Source organism: Kribbella ginsengisoli (genome assembly GCF_039537185.1).
Lineage (GTDB): Bacteria > Actinomycetota > Actinomycetes > Propionibacteriales > Kribbellaceae > Kribbella > Kribbella koreensis.
Genome location: NZ_BAABAA010000017.1, coordinates 47,768 through 64,480, shown reverse-complemented (window position 1 = coordinate 64,480; position 16,713 = coordinate 47,768). Strand labels below are relative to the sequence as shown.

At 67.7% G+C, this 16,713-nt stretch carries 17 protein-coding genes; 10 read left to right on the top strand and 7 right to left on the bottom strand.

The genetic code is table 11. The features are described from left to right. Positions 1-56 precede the first annotated feature (56 nt). Positions 57-473, top strand: coding sequence for a MarR family winged helix-turn-helix transcriptional regulator (locus tag ABD768_RS37830; protein ID WP_343984287.1), 417 nt, complete (start codon positions 57-59; stop codon positions 471-473). Between the two features lies 1 nt (position 474). Here ABD768_RS37830 and ABD768_RS37825 read toward each other — a convergent pair whose 3' ends face one another. From ABD768_RS37825 to ABD768_RS37815, 3 genes are all read right to left on the bottom strand, one after another. After that, a complete protein-coding gene (locus tag ABD768_RS37825; protein ID WP_343984285.1) occupies positions 475-1,158 on the bottom strand; it encodes an HNH endonuclease family protein in 684 nt (227 codons plus the stop codon). Positions 1,159-1,258: 100 nt separating this feature from the next. Then, positions 1,259-1,915 carry a DUF1345 domain-containing protein gene (locus ABD768_RS37820; RefSeq protein WP_344849003.1) on the bottom strand — a complete coding sequence of 219 codons (657 nt, stop codon included), beginning with the start codon at positions 1,913-1,915 and terminating at the stop codon, positions 1,259-1,261. A gap of 139 nt (positions 1,916-2,054) precedes the next feature. Next, positions 2,055-3,050, bottom strand: coding sequence for an RNA polymerase subunit sigma-70 (locus tag ABD768_RS37815; protein ID WP_344849001.1), 996 nt, complete (start codon positions 3,048-3,050; stop codon positions 2,055-2,057). Between the two features lie 83 nt (positions 3,051-3,133). On the opposite strand from ABD768_RS37815, the gene ABD768_RS37810 reads away from it, so the two are divergent. Then, positions 3,134-3,574 (top strand): PPOX class F420-dependent oxidoreductase, encoded by a 441-nt coding sequence (locus tag ABD768_RS37810; RefSeq protein WP_344848999.1) that lies wholly within the window; start codon positions 3,134-3,136, stop codon positions 3,572-3,574. Between the two features lie 48 nt (positions 3,575-3,622). On the opposite strand, the gene ABD768_RS37805 is transcribed toward ABD768_RS37810, so the two are convergent. Then, entirely contained in the window at positions 3,623-4,603 is a 981-nt protein-coding gene (locus ABD768_RS37805; protein WP_344848997.1) for an NmrA/HSCARG family protein, read from the bottom strand. 88 nt (positions 4,604-4,691) lie between these two features. Here ABD768_RS37805 and ABD768_RS37800 point away from each other — a divergent pair, with 88 nt between their 5' ends. After that, the gene (locus ABD768_RS37800) at positions 4,692-5,192 is read left to right on the top strand and encodes a MarR family winged helix-turn-helix transcriptional regulator (RefSeq protein ID WP_344848995.1); all 501 of its coding nucleotides are present in this window, start codon (positions 4,692-4,694) and stop codon (positions 5,190-5,192) included. A gap of 17 nt (positions 5,193-5,209) precedes the next feature. On the opposite strand, the gene ABD768_RS37795 is transcribed toward ABD768_RS37800, so the two are convergent. Beyond that, positions 5,210-6,115 (bottom strand): hypothetical protein, encoded by a 906-nt coding sequence (locus tag ABD768_RS37795; RefSeq protein WP_344848993.1) that lies wholly within the window; start codon positions 6,113-6,115, stop codon positions 5,210-5,212. Between the two features lie 283 nt (positions 6,116-6,398). Here ABD768_RS37795 and ABD768_RS37790 point away from each other — a divergent pair, with 283 nt between their 5' ends. The 7 genes from ABD768_RS37790 (at position 6,399) to ABD768_RS37760 (ending at position 15,535) form a co-directional block, all read left to right on the top strand. Then, positions 6,399-6,719 carry a hypothetical protein gene (locus tag ABD768_RS37790; protein ID WP_343984271.1) on the top strand — a complete coding sequence of 107 codons (321 nt, stop codon included), beginning with the start codon at positions 6,399-6,401 and terminating at the stop codon, positions 6,717-6,719. Beyond that, positions 6,716-7,624 carry an FAD:protein FMN transferase gene (locus ABD768_RS37785; RefSeq protein WP_344848991.1) on the top strand — a complete coding sequence of 303 codons (909 nt, stop codon included), beginning with the start codon at positions 6,716-6,718 and terminating at the stop codon, positions 7,622-7,624. Before ABD768_RS37790 ends, ABD768_RS37785 begins: the two co-directional genes overlap by 4 nt. Beyond that, positions 7,624-8,172, top strand: coding sequence for a ferric reductase-like transmembrane domain-containing protein (locus ABD768_RS37780; protein ID WP_343984267.1), 549 nt, complete (start codon positions 7,624-7,626; stop codon positions 8,170-8,172). The genes ABD768_RS37785 and ABD768_RS37780 overlap by 1 nt, the downstream gene beginning before the upstream one ends. Next, complete coding sequence (locus ABD768_RS37775; protein WP_344848989.1) at positions 8,169-9,380, top strand: NADH-ubiquinone oxidoreductase-F iron-sulfur binding region domain-containing protein; 1,212 nt, start codon at positions 8,169-8,171, stop codon at positions 9,378-9,380. Before ABD768_RS37780 ends, ABD768_RS37775 begins: the two co-directional genes overlap by 4 nt. Continuing rightward, complete coding sequence (locus ABD768_RS37770) at positions 9,377-9,589, top strand: ferredoxin (RefSeq protein WP_343984263.1); 213 nt, start codon at positions 9,377-9,379, stop codon at positions 9,587-9,589. Before ABD768_RS37775 ends, ABD768_RS37770 begins: the two co-directional genes overlap by 4 nt. Before the next feature lie 125 nt (positions 9,590-9,714). Next, complete coding sequence (locus tag ABD768_RS37765; RefSeq protein WP_344848987.1) at positions 9,715-14,574, top strand: NAD-glutamate dehydrogenase; 4,860 nt, start codon at positions 9,715-9,717, stop codon at positions 14,572-14,574. Positions 14,575-14,851: 277 nt separating this feature from the next. Then, complete coding sequence (locus ABD768_RS37760; RefSeq protein WP_344848985.1) at positions 14,852-15,535, top strand: IMP cyclohydrolase; 684 nt, start codon at positions 14,852-14,854, stop codon at positions 15,533-15,535. Positions 15,536-15,538: 3 nt separating this feature from the next. Here ABD768_RS37760 and ABD768_RS37755 read toward each other — a convergent pair whose 3' ends face one another. Then, positions 15,539-15,931: a hypothetical protein gene (locus ABD768_RS37755; RefSeq protein ID WP_344848983.1), complete on the bottom strand. Its 393-nt coding sequence runs from the start codon at positions 15,929-15,931 to the stop codon at positions 15,539-15,541. A 19-nt stretch (positions 15,932-15,950) separates the two neighbouring features. Further along, positions 15,951-16,688 carry a GntR family transcriptional regulator gene (locus ABD768_RS37750; protein ID WP_344848981.1) on the bottom strand — a complete coding sequence of 246 codons (738 nt, stop codon included), beginning with the start codon at positions 16,686-16,688 and terminating at the stop codon, positions 15,951-15,953. Positions 16,689-16,713 lie beyond the last annotated feature (25 nt).

The window sequence follows — 16,713 nt, the reverse complement described above, 5'->3', positions numbered from 1 at the left end:
GGATCGAGTGTTGCATGGTTAATATTAACTACGCAAGATTCAGGTATGCTGCTCCTGTGGATGACGGACTGGCTGACCTGCTGCATCGTGTGGTGTTCCTGCTCGGAGAGGCCGCGCGGCAACGCGGTGACGGCCCTGGCGACCTGACCTACAGCCAGCTCCGCCTGCTCGGCACGCTGGAGGACATCCAGCCGGCAACCCAGCATCGACTCGCGCAGGCGCTACTGGTCTCCGACCCAGCCGTCAGTCGGGCCCTTGGTCCGCTGGAGGCGGCAGGTCTAGTACAGGTCACCCAGGACCCCGACCACGGCCGCCGCCGCCTCGTCACCATCACCGAAGCCGGCCGCAAAGCCTTCCACGACGGCGGCAAACCCCTCTACGACCAGCTCCGCACCTATCTACTCCAAGCCGACTTCCCCTACGACCGCTACCTGGCCGACACCGCTCAACTGGCCAAGCTCCTCAAAGACTGAGTCAGCTGCAGGTCGGCGCGAGGGTTCTGGCGGCTGCTTGGTCGTCGCGGGTGATGGGGAGTTTGTACTTCGCCGCGACGCGGAGGTAGCGGGCGACGTAAGTGCAGCGGAACGACTTGTTGAGCGGGAGCCATTCACCGGGGCCCTGGTCGGACTTGCTGGCGTTCGTGGCGCCGTCGACCGCTAGGAGGTTGTCGGTCAGGTCGTTGGCGAAGTCGATCCGGCGCTGGGCCGGCCAGGTCGAGGCGCCGAGGTCCCAGGCGCGGGCGAGTGGGTAGATGTGGTCGATCTGGACCTTGCTGGCGGCTGCTTTGCGGAAGGTGATCAGGCGGCCGGTGTACGGATCGAGCAGTTGGCCGGACATCACCACGCAGTGCTTCGGGCCGGCCTTGTAGGTGACGTCGGTGAGTTGCTTGGCGAGGACGTTGTTGCGGGTGTCGCAGCCGTCGTGGCCGCCGGGGCCGGAGTGGTTGTCGGACCACGCCTGACCGAAGGAGCAGGCGCCGGATTTGCCACAGGCGCGTTCGTAGCCCTTCACCTTGGGCCGGGTGGTGACGACTTTGACCAGGGCGAGTTCTGAGCGGATCGAGCTTTCCGAAGTACCGGCTGGGGCTGGTTCTTGTTCGATCGAGGTGCACGCGGTGAGGAGAAGGAGGGCGAGCAGGACGGCAGGGCGGGCAGACATCACCGACGGGTTGTATCACCACTGACGCCGACCAGCACGGGTACTCGCCGGAGAAGCGGCCGAATGAAGTCGCTGTCGTCGGTCCGGTGGAAGAACGTCGTCAGCTCTTGCCGGTGAAGGCGCCGATGGCGATGCCGATCACGGCGGCGTTGTAGAAGAAGGCCAGGACGGAGTGCCACAGGACGGCGTGCCGGACGCGGCGGTCGGCGATCTCGACGTCGGAGGTGGCGAAGGTCGCGCCGATGGTGAAGGCGAAGTACGCGAAGTCGAGGAAGTTCGGGGTCTCGGTGCCGGGGAAGCGGATGCCGCCGCCGCGCTCGAAGTACAGGTTGGCGTAGTGCATCGAGTAGCCGCTGTGCAGGATCAGCCAGGCCAGTACGACGGCGATCGCCGCCAGCGCCCTGATCGCAGACAGGCTGGCGAAGCTGTCCTCGAGTTCGGCCTCGATCGCGTCGACGCTGACGATCAGCAGCCCGCTCGACAGCCCGGCTGCACTGGCCAGTACGACCGCGCCGAACCGCAGCCGCATCCACCGCGCCGGCAGCAGCCAGTCGGACGGCTCGCCGGTCGTGGTCCGGCCACCCCGCATCGTCCGGACCTGCCGACCCACGAAGACGAGCGCGAGCGCGTCCCAGCCGACCAGCGTCAGCACGGTCACCTTGTCAGGTACCGAAACAACCCACAGAACCAGCAGCAGCACCACACCCGCCGCTGCGAGCAGCACTCGGACAGCCCCGTCCACCCGCACTCTGGCCACCCGCGGATCGTAGCCCGCGCTGCGACCTGATCAGCGGCTATCGGCCTGTGGGCTCGCCGAGCCTCATCGCGAGTGCGGTGACCTCTTTGCGTGAGGCCGTGACCGCTCCGCGACGAACACAAAAAATGAATCGCCGCGATCAGCGCGCGGCATCCCTGGAGGTCCGGTGTGGGAGGCCGAAGTGGTCGAAGAGCGTGGGGTCGCTGAAGAGGGTGATCCGGGTCAGGTGCGACCGGCTGGTGGCCAGGACGACGATGGCGAAGGCGGTGTAGAGGCGATCGGTGTCGCGGTGGTACGCCGCGACGCCGAGTTGCCCGTTGACCTCGACGGGGATCATCGCCCAATCGCCGGTGCGGCCGATGGCCTGCGCGACGATGAACGGCTCGCATGTCGCCTTTCCGGAGTACCAGGTGCTGGTCCCGGTCATCTCGAGGACGGTCTCGTCGGCGAGGAGGCGCCCGATGGCGACCGGATCGGACTGCTCGAACGCGGCGATGTAGCGGTCGAGTACGTCGCGAGCCCCGGCGTCGGTCGGCTCGGCCACCTCGACGTCGCTGAGCGCGGCCTCGGCCAGCCGGGCGCGGCCGCGCTGCAGCAGACTCTTGACTGCGGGCACCGAGATGTCGAGCAGTTCGGCGGCTCCGGCGGCCGGCAGGTCCAGCGCTTCGCAGAGGATCACGGCTGCCCGCTGGCGCGGTGGCAGCAGTTGAAGGGCTGCGACGAGGGCGAGCCGGACTCGGTGGCGGGCGACCACCACGTCGGCGGGATCGGACCGTTCGTCGACGACCAGCCGGTCCGGTATCGGCTCGAGCCAGCTCACCTCGGGGCCGGTCGGCACGCCTGGCGCGTGGGGATCGCTCGCCGGCGGGCCGAGTCCGGACGGGACCGGCCTGCGGCGGTTCCGGTGCACTGCCGTCAAGCACACGTTGGTGGCGATCCGGTACAACCAGGTCCGCACCGAGGAGCGGTGTTCGAAGGTACCGAACGCCTTCCAGGCCCGGAGATAACTCTCCTGGACGAGATCTTCCGCATCGCCGACCGAGCCGGTCATCCGGTAGCAGTGGGCGAACAGTTCCGTCCGGTACGGCGCGGTCGCCGCTTCGAACGAGTCGGTCTTCGGGTCAGACGTGGTCACGCAACATACTGACTCGCCGTCCGGTGGAAAAGAATCGGGCTGTCCACCGATTCTTTTCCACCGTCACCCGGGTCGATATGGGTATGACGACTGACGCATTCATCGACCCCTACCGCACCGGCCGCCCGCGCGAGGCAGCGCGGCAGACAGCGTTCCGGATTCTCGCCGGGCCGCATCTGTCGGTCCTGTCGACCACCAACCCGGACGGCTCGCCCCAGTCCTCGGTGATCTTCGTACTGGCCGACGGGGACGACATCTTGTTCAGCACGCTCAAGGGCCGCCGCAAGACCCACAACATGCAGCGCGACCCCCGCGTGGCTCTCCTCCTCCACAGCCTGCCGTCCGCCGAGGGGGAGGTCACCTACGCAACCGTCTCCGGTGTCGTCGAGCTGACCGACGACCCGGACGGCAGCTTCCATCACACGATGTATGCCCACTACATGAACGGCGCCACCCCACCCCCCGAGCCAGGCGTCGAACGTGTCACTGTCCGCCTGCGCCCCCACCGCACCTACGCTCCCTGACCGATCGTCGCGCGGATCAGCTTCCGCAGACGGTCATGCGTCTGGCGGTCAGCTGACGGTCGACTTGACCTCGTCGGCGTGCAGCTTGAGCCAGGTTTCGAAGGACTGGAGGTCGGGGTTGAGTTCGCGGACGAGGTCGAGGTCGCGGTCGCCGGTGAAGCGGGCTGAGTCCTCGGCGTAGTACTGGAACATGTTGGCCATTTCTACGGCCATCGGGAAGGCGAAGCCTCGGAAGTCGTCCCAGGTGTGGGGCTGGTACTCGACCGGCTCGCCGAGGACGGTGCTGAGGGCGGCGGCGTACTCGGTGCCGGTGAGGTGGTCGCCGGCGATGCTGACGGTCTTGCCGATGAACTCGGGGCCGCGCTTGAAGATGCCGAGGGCGGTCTTGCCGATGTCCTCGGCGGCGATGCCGGAGAGGGGCTGGTCGGCCATCGGGAGAGTGAGGACGAGCTTGCCGTCTTCGCCTCGGACCGGGCCCATGCCCTGCTTGATCGCCTCGAAGTAGAAGGTGGTCTGCAGGAAGGTCGTCGGTACGCCGTACTTGGTGAAGAGCTCGTTCGCCTCACCCTTGGCGTCGAAGTGCGGGACCTTGTACTTGCCGTCGTCGAGGCTCGGGACCCGGTCGGTCTCGCCGAAGTGGTCGCGGGTGTCCTCGAGCGTCGACCAGATCACGTGCTCGACCCCGGCGTCCTTGGCTGCCCGCGCCGCGTTGTCGGCCTGCTCGAGCTCCATCTCGGCGCGGGTCCGGGCGGCCTCCTCGGCCGGCGTCCGCTCGACCCAGTAGTTCGTCACGACGAAAGCACCGTGTACGCCGTCGAACGCCTTCCGCAGGCTCGCCTCGTCGTCGAGGTCGGCCTCGACCACCTCGGCGCCCGCGGCGGTCAGCGCCCGCGACTTCGCCGACTGCGCGTCCCGGGTCAGAGCCCGTACTGCGAACCGCTGCTCGGCGTCGGCCAGGATCGCCTGGACGAGCCCGCCGCCCTGCGAACCGGTAGCCCCGACCACGGCGATGAGCTTCTTGTCTGTCATCGAAAATCTCCCTCGAAGATGTGGGTTGATGTGTCAACCTGCTTCGAGCATAGCGCGCTAGGTTGATGTGTCAACCCAGTCGGGTAGGATGGTGCTCGTGACGAACGCACCGTGGCTCGACGACGACGAGCAGAAGGCCTGGCGCAGCTATCTGCAGATGCGCCGGACGCTGGAGACCCACCTGGCCCGGCACCTGCAGCGGGAGTTCGGCCTGTCCGAGTCCGACTTCGAGATCCTGGTCAACCTGTCCGAGTCCGAGACCGGCCGGATGCGGGCGTACGAGCTGGGCGAGGCGACCCAGTGGGAGAAGAGCCGGATGTCTCATCACCTGACCCGGATGGAGAAGCGCGGGCTGATCCGCAAGGAGGCCTGCGAGGCCCGCTACCCGGAGATCGTGCTGACCGACGAGGGGCTGGCCGCGATCAAGGCCTGCGCGCCTGGGCATGCCGGCCGGGTCCGTGAGTTCTTCGTCGACGTGCTCGGCAAGGAGCGGATGCTCGCACTCGGCGAGGCCGCCGACGACGTGATCGACGCGGTCGACCAGCACCAGCGCACCGACTGTCCGCCCGAGGTCCGCGGCTGCGGCTGAGAGCTTGCACCGCGCGCTTACTCGCCGAAGGGTGGTCGCACGACGTCGACGTCGTTGATCCAGTGGAAGTAGATCGGGTCGTTGAGAGCCACCGGGACTCTGCCGCGGCTCTGGATGACTGTGGCTGTGCCGTTGGCGTGGCCGACGGCGTACAGATACCCGGCTCGGCCGTTCTTGTCGATGCCGATCACGAGGGTGCCGTACGGTCCGCACCACTCCGCAACCAGCGATTCGAAGACCTGCCAGGTGGTGCGGCGGACGAGCTTCACGACGGGCTTCATCGGTGACGTGGTCGGGATGTGGATCGTGTAGAGCGCTCCGCCGCGGGTGTTGGCCAGGAAAGTGTCATAGGTCGCCGTCTGGCTGATCAGGGCCATCGACTTCACCGCCGCGAATCCGGGGTAGGAGGTCTTGTGCTCCCAGAGATCTCTGTACTGCACGGTCCAGCGGAACAGCACGCCGTCGGCGCGCAGTCCGTAGGTTGTCACCCGGCCGGAGATGTACGACTCGTCGATGGCGGTAAAGGTGTTCCAGCCTCCGCCAACGCGAACGAGCTCGGAGCGCCGAACCTCGCCACTGGGTTCGTCTGCCACGTAGTAGTGCGAATACATGGCACTCCCCGCAACGACAAAGCCGCTGACGTCGTGACCTGCGACATCGGCCCGGCTGTTCATCGGGCCGCTGAGCCGGGCCTGCCCGTCGGGGTACAGGTCGCGTGCCATCAGGCTTTCGAGCGTCCGGGTGGGTGGCGACGTCGCCGCCATGACCTGCATCCGGTGGTCGCCTCCAGTCGTCACCGACCCGAGTTTCACCGAGCAGGCCGAGGTTGTGGCCTGCGGCGCTGCTGTGGTTGCGGTGGGTAGCCCGCCGATCGCGAGAGTTGCCGCTGCGATCAGCCCGATAGCTCTGAACCTGCTCGTCATCTCTGAACGCCTCCTCTGATCTTTCGATGGATCGACCGGAGGACGTCTTGCCCCAGGCGCGACCTACGGCCAACCGTCCATCGGGCGGGGGAGTCTCGAAAGGGGCGATGGTCCCCAACCACGGAGGCGGCCGGCTCTGGAAACGCCTCGCCTCCGACAGTTGACGGCAAGCCTGACGGTGACGCTGGCTGAGAGCTGCTCTCAGGGACATCTCAGGAGAACTTGACTCCGGCTTGAGGTTCCCTTGGCGTGCGCCTGAGGCCCGCCCGGCGAAGCTCGGGGCATGGTCACTTCACGGCTCGATCCCCACCCAGAACGCGCCCGCTGGCTGCGCAGGTCGGCAGCGGCCTCGATCGCCACGGTCCTCCTCGGTATCACCGGCACCGGACTGGCTGTCGGCATCATCAGCGTGCGCCAGCACGACGCCACCGGCCAGGCGGCCACGACCGGAGACAACTCCGGCACCGGCAGCACGAGCGACGACAACGGCAGCACGAGCGACGACAACGGCAGCACGAGCGACAACGGGAGCACGAGCGACGGCAGCGGTCTCGGGTCGGCTCAGCAGAACGCTCCTGCGCAAGGCGGGAGCCACGGCTCATGACCGCCTCGCGTACCTGGCAGGCGTGGAGCTGCACCGTCCGTCTGACCGTTGACGACCCCGTAGTGCTCGGTGCGGCCAGCGGTGCTCTCAAGGCGCTGATGGATCGGGTGGACAAAGCGGCCAGCCGATTCAGACCGGACTCCGAGCTGTCGGCGGTCAACACCCGCGCCGGCTCCATGGTCCCCGTCTCGCGCCTACTGGTCGACCTGGTCGACGTTAGCCTCGTCGCGGCCTCCAACAGCGGCGGTGCCGTCGACCCGACCGTTGGGGCCGCAGTGGTTGCCGCTGGCTACGACAGTGACATCGAGACCGTCCGCACTCGCCTCCCGAAGCCGGCAGGACGCGCAGTACCGGCCGCTGGCTGGCAGCAGGTCAGGTTGAACCGCAAGATCGCCATGGTCGGCGTCCCCGAGGGCGTCTCCCTTGACCTCGGCGCCACAGCGAAGGCCTGGACCGCAGACCGGGCAGCCCTGGTACTCAGCAAGCGCCACGGCTGCGCAGTGCTGGTCGAGATCGGCGGAGACCTGCGCGCAGCCGGTATGCCGGCCGAGCCCTGGGTCATCCGAGTAGCAGAACGCGAAGGCGAAGAAGGAGTCGCGGTAACCCTCGCCCATGGCGGCCTGACCACTTCCACTCGTACCGCGAGAGCCTGGCAGACCACGACAGACCATGCCCACCACATCATCGACCCCCGCACCGGCCGCCCCGCCGACGGGCGCTGGCGCACAGCCTCGGTTTGGGCGCCGACCGCCGTACGGGCCAACACCTTCAGCACTGCCCTCATCGCCACCGGCGAGGCAGCGCTAGGTCGCCTGACTCTCGCCGGGCACCCGGCGCGACTCATAGCCGGCGATGGTGAGGTCACCGAGCTATCGGGCTGGCCCTCCGCTAGCAGGGCCGCCTGATGACGTTGTGGTACCTGGCCCGCGCTGCCGGGGTGATGGCCCTGATCTTCTTCACCCTGGCCGCGTCCCTCGGCGCACTGGGCTCGGGGAGCAAACTGCCGGAGCGGCGGTTCTGGCTGCAGTACGTCCATCGGTCAGCCGCTGTGACCGGCCTGCTGCTCCTGCTCGCGCACGTGGTGGCAGTGATCGCCGACAGCTTCGTGGACATCACTGTGTCCGTCCTCGTGTGGCCCTTCGGCTCTGGCTATCGGCCATTTGCGATGGTGGTCGGAGTGCTCGCCTTCTATGCGCTAGTGCTCGCAGCGCTCGTCGGTGCCGCCAGGGGTCGGCTTGCGCGATCCGAAGCCTTCACCAAGCGCTGGCGCTCGATCCACATCGCGGCCTCGGTCGGCTGGCTCCTCGCCGTCGGCCACAGCCTGCTGGCGGGCACTGACCGCAGTACGCCGTGGATGCTCGCTATCACTCTCACCTGCTTGGCAGCCGTCGGCGCATCCGTCGCCGTACGCCTCCGGAGCAGGACGACCGTTCGGCTGGTGAGGACCTCATGACGATCCTGCAAGAGACCCCTACGTCCCTGCGAGCCATCGGGCAGCCCCGCCTGCTCGCCGGGCTGACCACCGGTCGCGCAGACCTTCAACGGCACCAGCAGGTGCATGGCCCACTCCCGGAGCTCAGCAGGGAGGCCTACACCGAGCTAGCGACAGCTGTGGGACTCAGGGGCCGGGGCGGAGCGGCCTTCCCCGTCGCTCTGAAGCTGGCTGACCTCCCAGCCCGAGGGATCGAGGCAGTGGTCGTCAACGGCTCTGAGAGCGAGCCGGTCAGTCGCAAGGACCGTCTGCTCCTCACCATGGCACCGCATCTCGTACTAGACGGCGCTACCGGTCTGGCGCGCGCACTGAAGGCGCCGCTGGTGCTAATAGCTGTGCACGACCCCGCAGCGGCGGCCTCGGTGAGGGCTGCGCTACTAGAGCGGCAGGACGGGGTAGAGGTCCAGGTGGCCGATACGCCCGGTCGCTTCGTCGCTGGCGAGGCCCGGGCGGTGTTGAGCGTGCTGGAGGGAGGCGCACCGGTTCCGCCTGGGCGGAAGGTACTGCCGACCAGGAAGGGCTACCACCGGCGTCCGACCTTCCTCTCCAATGTCGAGACCTTTGCCCAGCTCGCTGTACTGGCCCGGCTCGGTGCCCATGAGTTCAGCAGCACCGGGCTGATCAGTGAGCCCGGCACTCAGCTCCTGACCATCGACGGCGCAGTAGAGCGACCAGGAGTCGTCGAGACTCCCACCGGGACGCCACTAGAGGCCGTACTACGCTTCGCCGGCGCCTCCCCAGGCCCGGTACTAGTCGGCGGCTACCACGGCAGATGGTTACCAACCGACCTGAGTCGCCCCGAGACGACCGGCGGCGCAGGCATCGTCCTGGCGCTCGGTACAGACACCTGCCCGCTCGGCGAGGTCCACCGGGTCGCCCAATGGCTAGCGAGCCAGTCAGCCGGCCAATGCGGCCCCTGCGTCTTCGGACTGGCCGCCCTGGTCGACGACTTCGGCCGCCTCGGCAATGGAGACCCGGCCGGCTGGCACGACGCCCAACGGCACCTGGGGCTGGTACCGGGTCGTGGAGCCTGTGCTCACCCTGACGGCTCGGCCCGCTTCCTCGCTTCGGCCCTTGAGGCCTTCGACGACGACATCCGGCAGCACCTGGCCGGCGGCTGCGGTCGCCCGGTCCTGGGTGTGCTGCCGGTCCCCGGAGGTACCTGGTGAAAAAGCTCGAGATCGACTGGACCCGCTGTGACGGTCACGGACTCTGCGGCACCCTCCTGCCCGACGACGTCTGGCTCGACGAGTGGGGTTTCCCGGTCATCCGCGACCGCGAGATAACCCGTGGTGAACAGGCGAACGCGCGCCGCGCAGTGCTGGCCTGCCCCGCCTTGGCGCTGCGGCTGACGAGGACTGTTAAACGTGATTCGTAAGGCATCGGCAAGGACCGTCCCGACATCACACCAGTGACAGAAGTGGACTAATCTCTGAGGAGGGGCACAGAGTCGTGTCTCTCGGCGCAGAGCGCCGCTTTTGTCACGCGTGGAGACGGTGGGGAATGCAGAGCAAGCTGGACGTCCAGAAGGCGGATGTGCTCGCCAAGGCGGTGGCCGCAGGGTCGCATGGCAACGAGGTCGACTCGGGTAAGTTGCGGACCTTCCTGGAGCGGTACTACCGCTACGTCGCCGCCGAGGACGTCGCCGAGCGGCAGCCGACCGACTGTCTGGGCGCCGCCAAGCACCACTACAAGTCCGCGCTCACCCGGCCGCAGGGCACCGCCAAGGTGCACGTCTTCACCCCGACCGTCGAGGAGCACGGCTGGTCGGCGAACGGCCGGACCGTGGTCGAGATCGTGATCGACGACATGCCGTTCCTGGTCGACAGCGCGTCGATGGTGATCACCGACCACAACCTCGAGCTGCAGCTGCTCGTGCACCCGCAGTTCGTGGTCCGCCGCGACATCGCCGGCACCCTGCAGGAGGTGCTCGACGACGCGGCCGCCGCGGACGAGCACGACCTGGTCCGGGAGAGCTGGATGCACCTGGAGGTCGAGCGGATCGCCGACCCCGCGGAGCACCGCGAGCTGGAGCAGGCCCTGCAGCGCGTGCTCGGTGACGTGCGCGAGGCCGTCGAGGACTGGCCGAAGATGCACGAGAAGGCCGTCTCGATCGCCGAGTCGCTAGACCCGTCCAAGCTGCCGGTCGGCGCGAACGAGGTCGAGGAGGCCAAGGAGCTGCTGGAGTGGCTCGCTGACGAGCACTTCACCTTCCTGGGCTACCGCGAGTACAGCTTCACGATGGAAGGCGAGCAGGGCGTCCTGCGCGGCGTACCGGGCACCGGCCTGGGCATCCTGCGGCCGGACCCGAAGCTCGACGAGAACGCCGGCAAGCTGCCGCCCGAGGTGAGCGCCAAGGCCCGCGAGCGCAAGCTGCTGATCCTCACCAAGGCCAACTCGCGCTCGACGGTGCACCGCTCGTCGTACCTCGACTACGTCGGCATCAAGCAGTTCGACGAGAACGGCGAGCCCGTCTCCGAGCGCCGGTTCATCGGCCTGCTCTCCTCCACGGCATACACCGAGAGCGTCATGCAGGTCCCGGTACTGCGGCGCAAGGCGATCGAGCTGTTCGCGCAGACCGGCTTCGACCCCAACAGCCACAGCGGCAAGGGCCTGCTGGACGTCCTGGAGACCTACCCCCGCGACGAGCTGCTGCAGGCGCCCGTAGAGGACCTACTGCCGATCGTGCAGTCCGTACTGCACCTGCAGGAGCGCCGCGCGGTCAAGCTGTTCGTCCGCCGCGACGTCTACAACCGGTACCTCTCCTGCCTCGTCTACCTGCCGCGCGACCGCTACACCACGGCCGTCCGGCTCAAGATGCAGCAGATCCTCAAGGACGCGATCGGTGCCGAGTCGGTCGACTACGCCGCCTACGTGACCGAGTCCGTGCTCGCCCGGGTGCACTTCGTCGTCCGGATGAAGCAGGGCGAGACAGTGGGCGACTTCGACGCCGAGATCCTCGAGCAGAAGGTCGTCGAGGCGACCCGTGCCTGGCAGGACGACTTCAACGTCGCCCTGCACGCCCTGGGCGGCGATGGCGCCGTCACGCGGCTGGCCAGCCAGTACGCGGGTGCCTTCCCCGAGGCGTACAAGGAAGACTTCGACGCCCGGGTCGCCGTGCGCGACGTGACCATCCTGGACGGCCTGCCCGCTCAGGACGGGCTGGCCATGTCGCTCTACAGCCCGATCGACGAGGCATGGGAGGGCGAACGCCGCTTCAAGGTCTACCGGACCGGCACCGCGCTCTCGCTGTCGCAGGTACTCCCGCTGCTGACCCACATGGGCGTCGAGGTGATCGACGAGCGGCCGTACGAGATCCGCCGGCCCAGCGGTACGGCGTACATCTATGACTTCGGGCTCCGGGCGCCGCAGGGCTCTGAGGAGAAGGAGGAGCTGCGTGGGCTCTTCTCCGACACCTTCCAGGCCGTGTGGCAGGGCAAGGCGGAGAGCGACGCGCTCAACGCCCTGGTACTGCGGGGCAGCCTCAGCTGGCGTCAGGTCTCCATCCTGAGGGCGTACCAGCGGTACATCCGGCAGGGCGGGACGCCGTTCAGCCAGAGCTACATCGAGAACACGTTCCTCAACCACGTGGACATCGCCAAACTGCTCGTCCAGCTGTTCGAGACGAGCTTCGACCCGGCCCGGGGCGCGGCTGACGACCCGAACCGGATGATCGCGGTCGAGCAGTTGCAGAAGGAGATCGGCACCGCGCTCGACACGGTGAAGAGCCTCGACGAGGACCGGATCCTGCGGTCGTACCTGACCGTCATCAAGGCGACGCTGCGGACGAACTACTTCCTCCCGGCAGCGGACGGCTCTCCCCGGACGTACATCTCGTTCAAGCTGGAGCCCAAGGCGATCCCCGACCTGCCGCAGCCGCGGCCGGCGTACGAGATCTTCGTGTACTCGCCCCGGGTCGAGGGTGTGCACCTGCGCTTCGGCGCCGTCGCGCGGGGTGGGTTGCGCTGGTCGGACCGGCGGGAGGACTTCCGGACCGAGGTGCTGGGCCTGGTGAAGGCGCAGATGGTGAAGAACTCGGTGATCGTGCCGGTGGGTGCGAAGGGCGGGTTCTACGCCAAGCAGCTGCCCGACCCTGCTGTTGATCGCGACGCATGGCTCGCCGAGGGCATCGCGTCGTACAAGACCTTTATTTCGGGGCTTCTGGACATCACCGACAACATCGTTGCCGGGAACATCGTTCCGCCTGCTTCCGTTGTGCGCTATGACGGTGACGACGCCTATCTGGTGGTCGCGGCGGACAAGGGGACGGCGACGTTCTCGGACATCGCGAACGGGGTCGCCAAGGAGTACGGGTTCTGGCTGGGTGACGCCTTTGCCTCGGGTGGCTCGGTCGGGTATGACCACAAGGCGATGGGGATCACCGCGCGCGGTGCCTGGGAATCGGTCAAGCGGCACTTCCGCGAGATGGGCCACGACTGCCAGAACGCTGACTTCACCGTGGTCGGTGTGGGTGACATGTCGGGTGACGTCTTCGGCAACGGGATGTTGCTGTCGGAGCACATCCGGCTGGTCGCGGCGTTCGACCACCGGCACATCTTCCTCGACCCCAACCCCGACGCTGCGGTTTCGTTCGCTGAGCGGCGGCGGTTGTTCGACCTGCCGAGGTCGTCGTGGGCGGACTACGACGCCGACCTGATCTCGGCCGGTGGCGGCGTTTACCCGCGGACGGACAAGGCGATCCCGATCTCGGCCGAGGTCCGGGCGGCGCTCGGCCTGGAGGGGCACCCGGACGCGCTGACGCCGAACGAGTTGATGCAGGCGATCGTCAAGGCGCCGGTCGACCTGTTCTGGAACGGCGGCATCGGTACGTACGTGAAGGCCGCCTCGGAGACGCACGCCGACGTCGGCGACAAGGCCAACGACGCGATCCGGATCAACGGCGCGGACCTGCGGGCGCGCGCGGTCGGTGAGGGCGGCAACCTCGGGTTCACCCAGCTCGGCCGGATCGAGTACGCGACCGCCGGCGGCCGGATCAACACCGACTTCATCGACAACGTGGCCGGCGTGGACACCTCCGACCACGAGGTGAACATCAAGATCCTGCTCGACAAGGTGGTCGCCGACGGCGATCTGACCGAGAAGCAGCGCAACGACGTGATCGCGTCGATGACCGACGAGGTCGCCGCGCTGGTGCTGAAGTCGAACTACCGGCAGAACATCGGGCTGGCCAATGCGACCGCGCAGGCGGCGGCGCTGATGCACGTCCACCAGGACTGGGTCCGGCGGCTGGAGAAGCAAGGCCTGCTCGACCGGGAGCTGGAGTTCCTGCCGAGCGTCGCGGAGTTCAAGCGGCGCAAGGCCGAGGGGCGTGGGCTGACGTCGCCTGAGCTGTCGGTGCTGATCGCCTACACGAAGATCGTGCTCGAGGCCGAGCTGCTCAAGACGTCGCTGCCCGATGACGACTACCTGGCCGCCAAACTGGTGTCGTACTTCCCGAAGGCGATCCAGGACCGGTTCGCGGAGCCGATGAAGTCGCACCAACTGCGTCGCGAGATCATCACCACGCAGGTGGTGAACGAGTTCATCAACTCGTCGGGCATCACGGCGTACCACCGGTTGTCGCTGGAGACGGGCGGGTCGGTCGAGGACGTCGTACGGGCGAACCTGGCCGCGTCGCGGATCTTCGCCCAGCCGGAGCTGTTGGCTCGCAACGCCGAGCTCGACAACATCGTGGACGCCGCGACCCAGACCGCGATGCGGTTGGAGACGCGGACGCTGGTGGAGCGGGCGACCCGGTGGCTGGTGTCGAACCGGCGGTCTCCGGTCGACATCGCCGAGCTGATCGAGTTCTTCGCGCCGGGGATCGCCAAGCTGACCGCTGCGCTTCCGGAGGTACTGCGGGGTCGTGAGCTGGCCCTGTACGAGCAGCGGCGTGAGGCGTTGCTGGCCCAGGGTGTGCCGGAGGATTTCGCGACTCGGATCGCGGTGCTGCCACCGGCGTACGCGGCGCTGGGGATCGTGGAGACGGCGGACCGGGCCGATCTCGACGTACTGGAGGTCGCCAAGGTCCACTTCGCGCTGGGGGAGCGGCTGCAGCTCGGGCTGTTCCTGGAGCGCATCATCGGGCTGCCGCGGACGGACCGCTGGCAGACGATGGCGCGGGCTGCTCTGCGCGACGACCTGCACGCGGTCCACGCACGGCTCACCCGTCAGGTGCTGGCGTCGACTGATGCTGCTGCCGAGCCGGAAGACCGCGTCCGGGCCTGGCAGGACCTGAACTCGACGGCCCTGTCCCGCGCCGCCACGATGATGGAAGAGATCGTCGAGACGGAAGGCCCCGAACTGGCCCACCTCTCGGTAGGCCTCCGCCTGGTCCGCACCCTCCTCAACAACCAGGCCTGACCGCCACACCCACCACTTCGCGTCCGAGGTCGCCGCTCCGCGTCCGAGCCCACCACTTCGTGTTCAAGCCCACAAGTAGTGGGCTCGGACACGAAGTGGTGGAGTTGAACACCAAGTGGTGGGGTTGAACACCAAGTGGTGGGGTTGAACACCAAGTGGTGGGGTTGAACACCAAGCGGTGGGGTTGAACACGTTATTTCTTGTTCACGGTCACCGCTTGGTGTCCGAGGTCGCCGCAAGGGGCGGGGGTCGCCGTGGTGGGCGCTAGGCTCGGGGGGTGGCGACGCTTGAGGATCTGGTGGGGCGCAGTGAGTATCCGGGGCGTGGGGTGGCGATCGGGCGGGATGTCGACGGTGTGCCGTTTGCCGCCTACTGGCTGACCGGGCGGAGTCCGGCGTCCCAGCAACGGGAGCTGGTCGTTTCGGAGTACGAGATCGTCGTACAGGACCTGGCCGGGGGCGGCTCGGACGACCTGCGGCACTACACGGCCGCCATCCGCACCGAGGACTGGGTCATCGTCGGCAACGGCAGCCACGTCCACGAACTCGCCGCCGCGCACGGCGACTGCGTCGACCTGCAGGTGGTACTCCGCAACATCGACTACGAGCCCGACCCACCCATCCGCACCCCAAGAATCTTCGCCGGCGCCGTCACCGAAGGCCCCGAGCTGATGGACGTCGTCGTCGGCTCCGCCCGCTCGTACTCCGCCGACCAGGTCCAGCACCCATCCCTGTTCCTCCGCCGCTCCGAAGAAGCAACCGCAGGCGTAGTCAACACCTACTCCGGCACCGCCGCGGAGGTAGTCACCGACGGCTACCCCATCGTCGTAGCAGTCAACGAAGAATGGGAATCCCTCCCCGACCTCCTCTGGAACCGCCTCAACCCAGCCTTACGAGTCGCCCTCGCAGTCATCCCACTACACGTCGAAACCTTCGAAGCCACAATCCTCCGCTCCCGCTGATTTTCAGCGAGACCGCTCCCAACGCGGCTTGAGCTCGGGGAGCAGAGCAGCCAGGTAGGCCTTGGCATCTTCGACGGTCCGCATCGGCAGCGGTAGCCCCACCCCGAACAAGCCCCAACTGTTGTGGTCCGGAGGGCTCGCCTCGTTGAAGTGCACGGCGGTCTCCGACTGCCAGATCAGCCCGGCCCGCGAGTTGTCGGGTGCCACCACGAAGCCGTCGCCGTAGGTGTCCGGCGCCGACAGAAAGTCCGTGATCATCCCGAAGCGGAAGCCATCGACCTCCGTCTCGTCCAAGACCGGGAATCCGTAGTAGGCGGGTGCTCCCGGCGGCGGGTTGAGGAAGCTGCCGTCCTCTACCGCGAGCGGTCGAACGACGATCGGCTCATCAGCTGTCATTGGCAGATGATCGCACTGGTCAGCGTTCGGAGACGATGACGTCGACTGAGTACTGGTCGGCTCGGTAGCAGTGGTCGCCGAATTCGACGGGGGAGCCGTCGGCGTCGTAGGCGCTGCGGGTCATGGTGACCAAGGGCTCGGCTTTGGACATGTGGAGGGTTCGGCGTTCTTCGGCGGTGGCGTTGCGGGCGCCGATGCGTTGGCGGGCGACGGTGGGGCGGATGCCGCGGGCGCGGAGTACGGCGTACAGGCCGTCGGTTTCGAGGAGGTCGGTGGTCAGGTCGTTCATTGCCGGGGGCAACCAGTTGCGGAGGATCGCGAGCGGTTGGTCGCCGGCGTACCGGAGCCTGACGATGGAGACCAGCGGGGTGCCGGACGGGAGGCTGAGCGCCTCGGCGGCTCGGTCGTCCTGAGCTGCACAGACCAGGGACAGTACTTCGGTACGCGGAGTGCGACCCTCGCGGACCAGATCGTCGTACAGGCTGGTCAGCTCCGCGCGCCGATGGACCATCTGGTTGGCGACCGTGGTGCCGATGCCGCGGCGGCGGACCAGCAGCCCCTTGTTGACCAGCTCGGAGATCGCCCGGCGGACCGTCGGCCGGGACAGGCTGAGCCGGCCGGACATCGCCAGCTCGTTCTCGAACGGGTCGCCCGGGCGCAGCGTGCCGTCGCTGATCGCGGCGGTCAGCTGCTCGGCGAGCTGGTGATAGAGCGGCACCGGGCTCGTCCGATCGATCTGGATCGGGAGGGCGGCCATGTCCGGATGTTACAGGAAGGAGGTT

Excerpts from the sequence above, each read along its gene's own strand:
- ABD768_RS37765 (WP_344848987.1), top strand. The coding sequence starts at position 9,715 with ATGCAGAGCAAGCTGGACGTCCAGAAGGCGGATGTGCTCGCCAAGGCG.
- ABD768_RS37780 (WP_343984267.1), top strand. The coding sequence starts at position 7,624 with ATGACGTTGTGGTACCTGGCCCGCGCTGCCGGGGTGATGGCCCTGATC.
- ABD768_RS37810 (WP_344848999.1), top strand. The coding sequence starts at position 3,134 with ATGACGACTGACGCATTCATCGACCCCTACCGCACCGGCCGCCCGCGC.
- ABD768_RS37750 (WP_344848981.1), bottom strand. The coding sequence starts at position 16,688 with ATGGCCGCCCTCCCGATCCAGATCGATCGGACGAGCCCGGTGCCGCTC.
- ABD768_RS37800 (WP_344848995.1), top strand. The coding sequence starts at position 4,692 with ATGGTGCTCGTGACGAACGCACCGTGGCTCGACGACGACGAGCAGAAG.
- ABD768_RS37755 (WP_344848983.1), bottom strand. The coding sequence starts at position 15,931 with ATGACAGCTGATGAGCCGATCGTCGTTCGACCGCTCGCGGTAGAGGAC.
- ABD768_RS37785 (WP_344848991.1), top strand. The coding sequence starts at position 6,716 with ATGACCGCCTCGCGTACCTGGCAGGCGTGGAGCTGCACCGTCCGTCTG.
- ABD768_RS37805 (WP_344848997.1), bottom strand. The coding sequence starts at position 4,603 with ATGACAGACAAGAAGCTCATCGCCGTGGTCGGGGCTACCGGTTCGCAG.
- ABD768_RS37775 (WP_344848989.1), top strand. The coding sequence starts at position 8,169 with ATGACGATCCTGCAAGAGACCCCTACGTCCCTGCGAGCCATCGGGCAG.
- ABD768_RS37825 (WP_343984285.1), bottom strand. The coding sequence starts at position 1,158 with ATGTCTGCCCGCCCTGCCGTCCTGCTCGCCCTCCTTCTCCTCACCGCG.
- ABD768_RS37790 (WP_343984271.1), top strand. The coding sequence starts at position 6,399 with ATGGTCACTTCACGGCTCGATCCCCACCCAGAACGCGCCCGCTGGCTG.
- ABD768_RS37795 (WP_344848993.1), bottom strand. The coding sequence starts at position 6,115 with ATGACGAGCAGGTTCAGAGCTATCGGGCTGATCGCAGCGGCAACTCTC.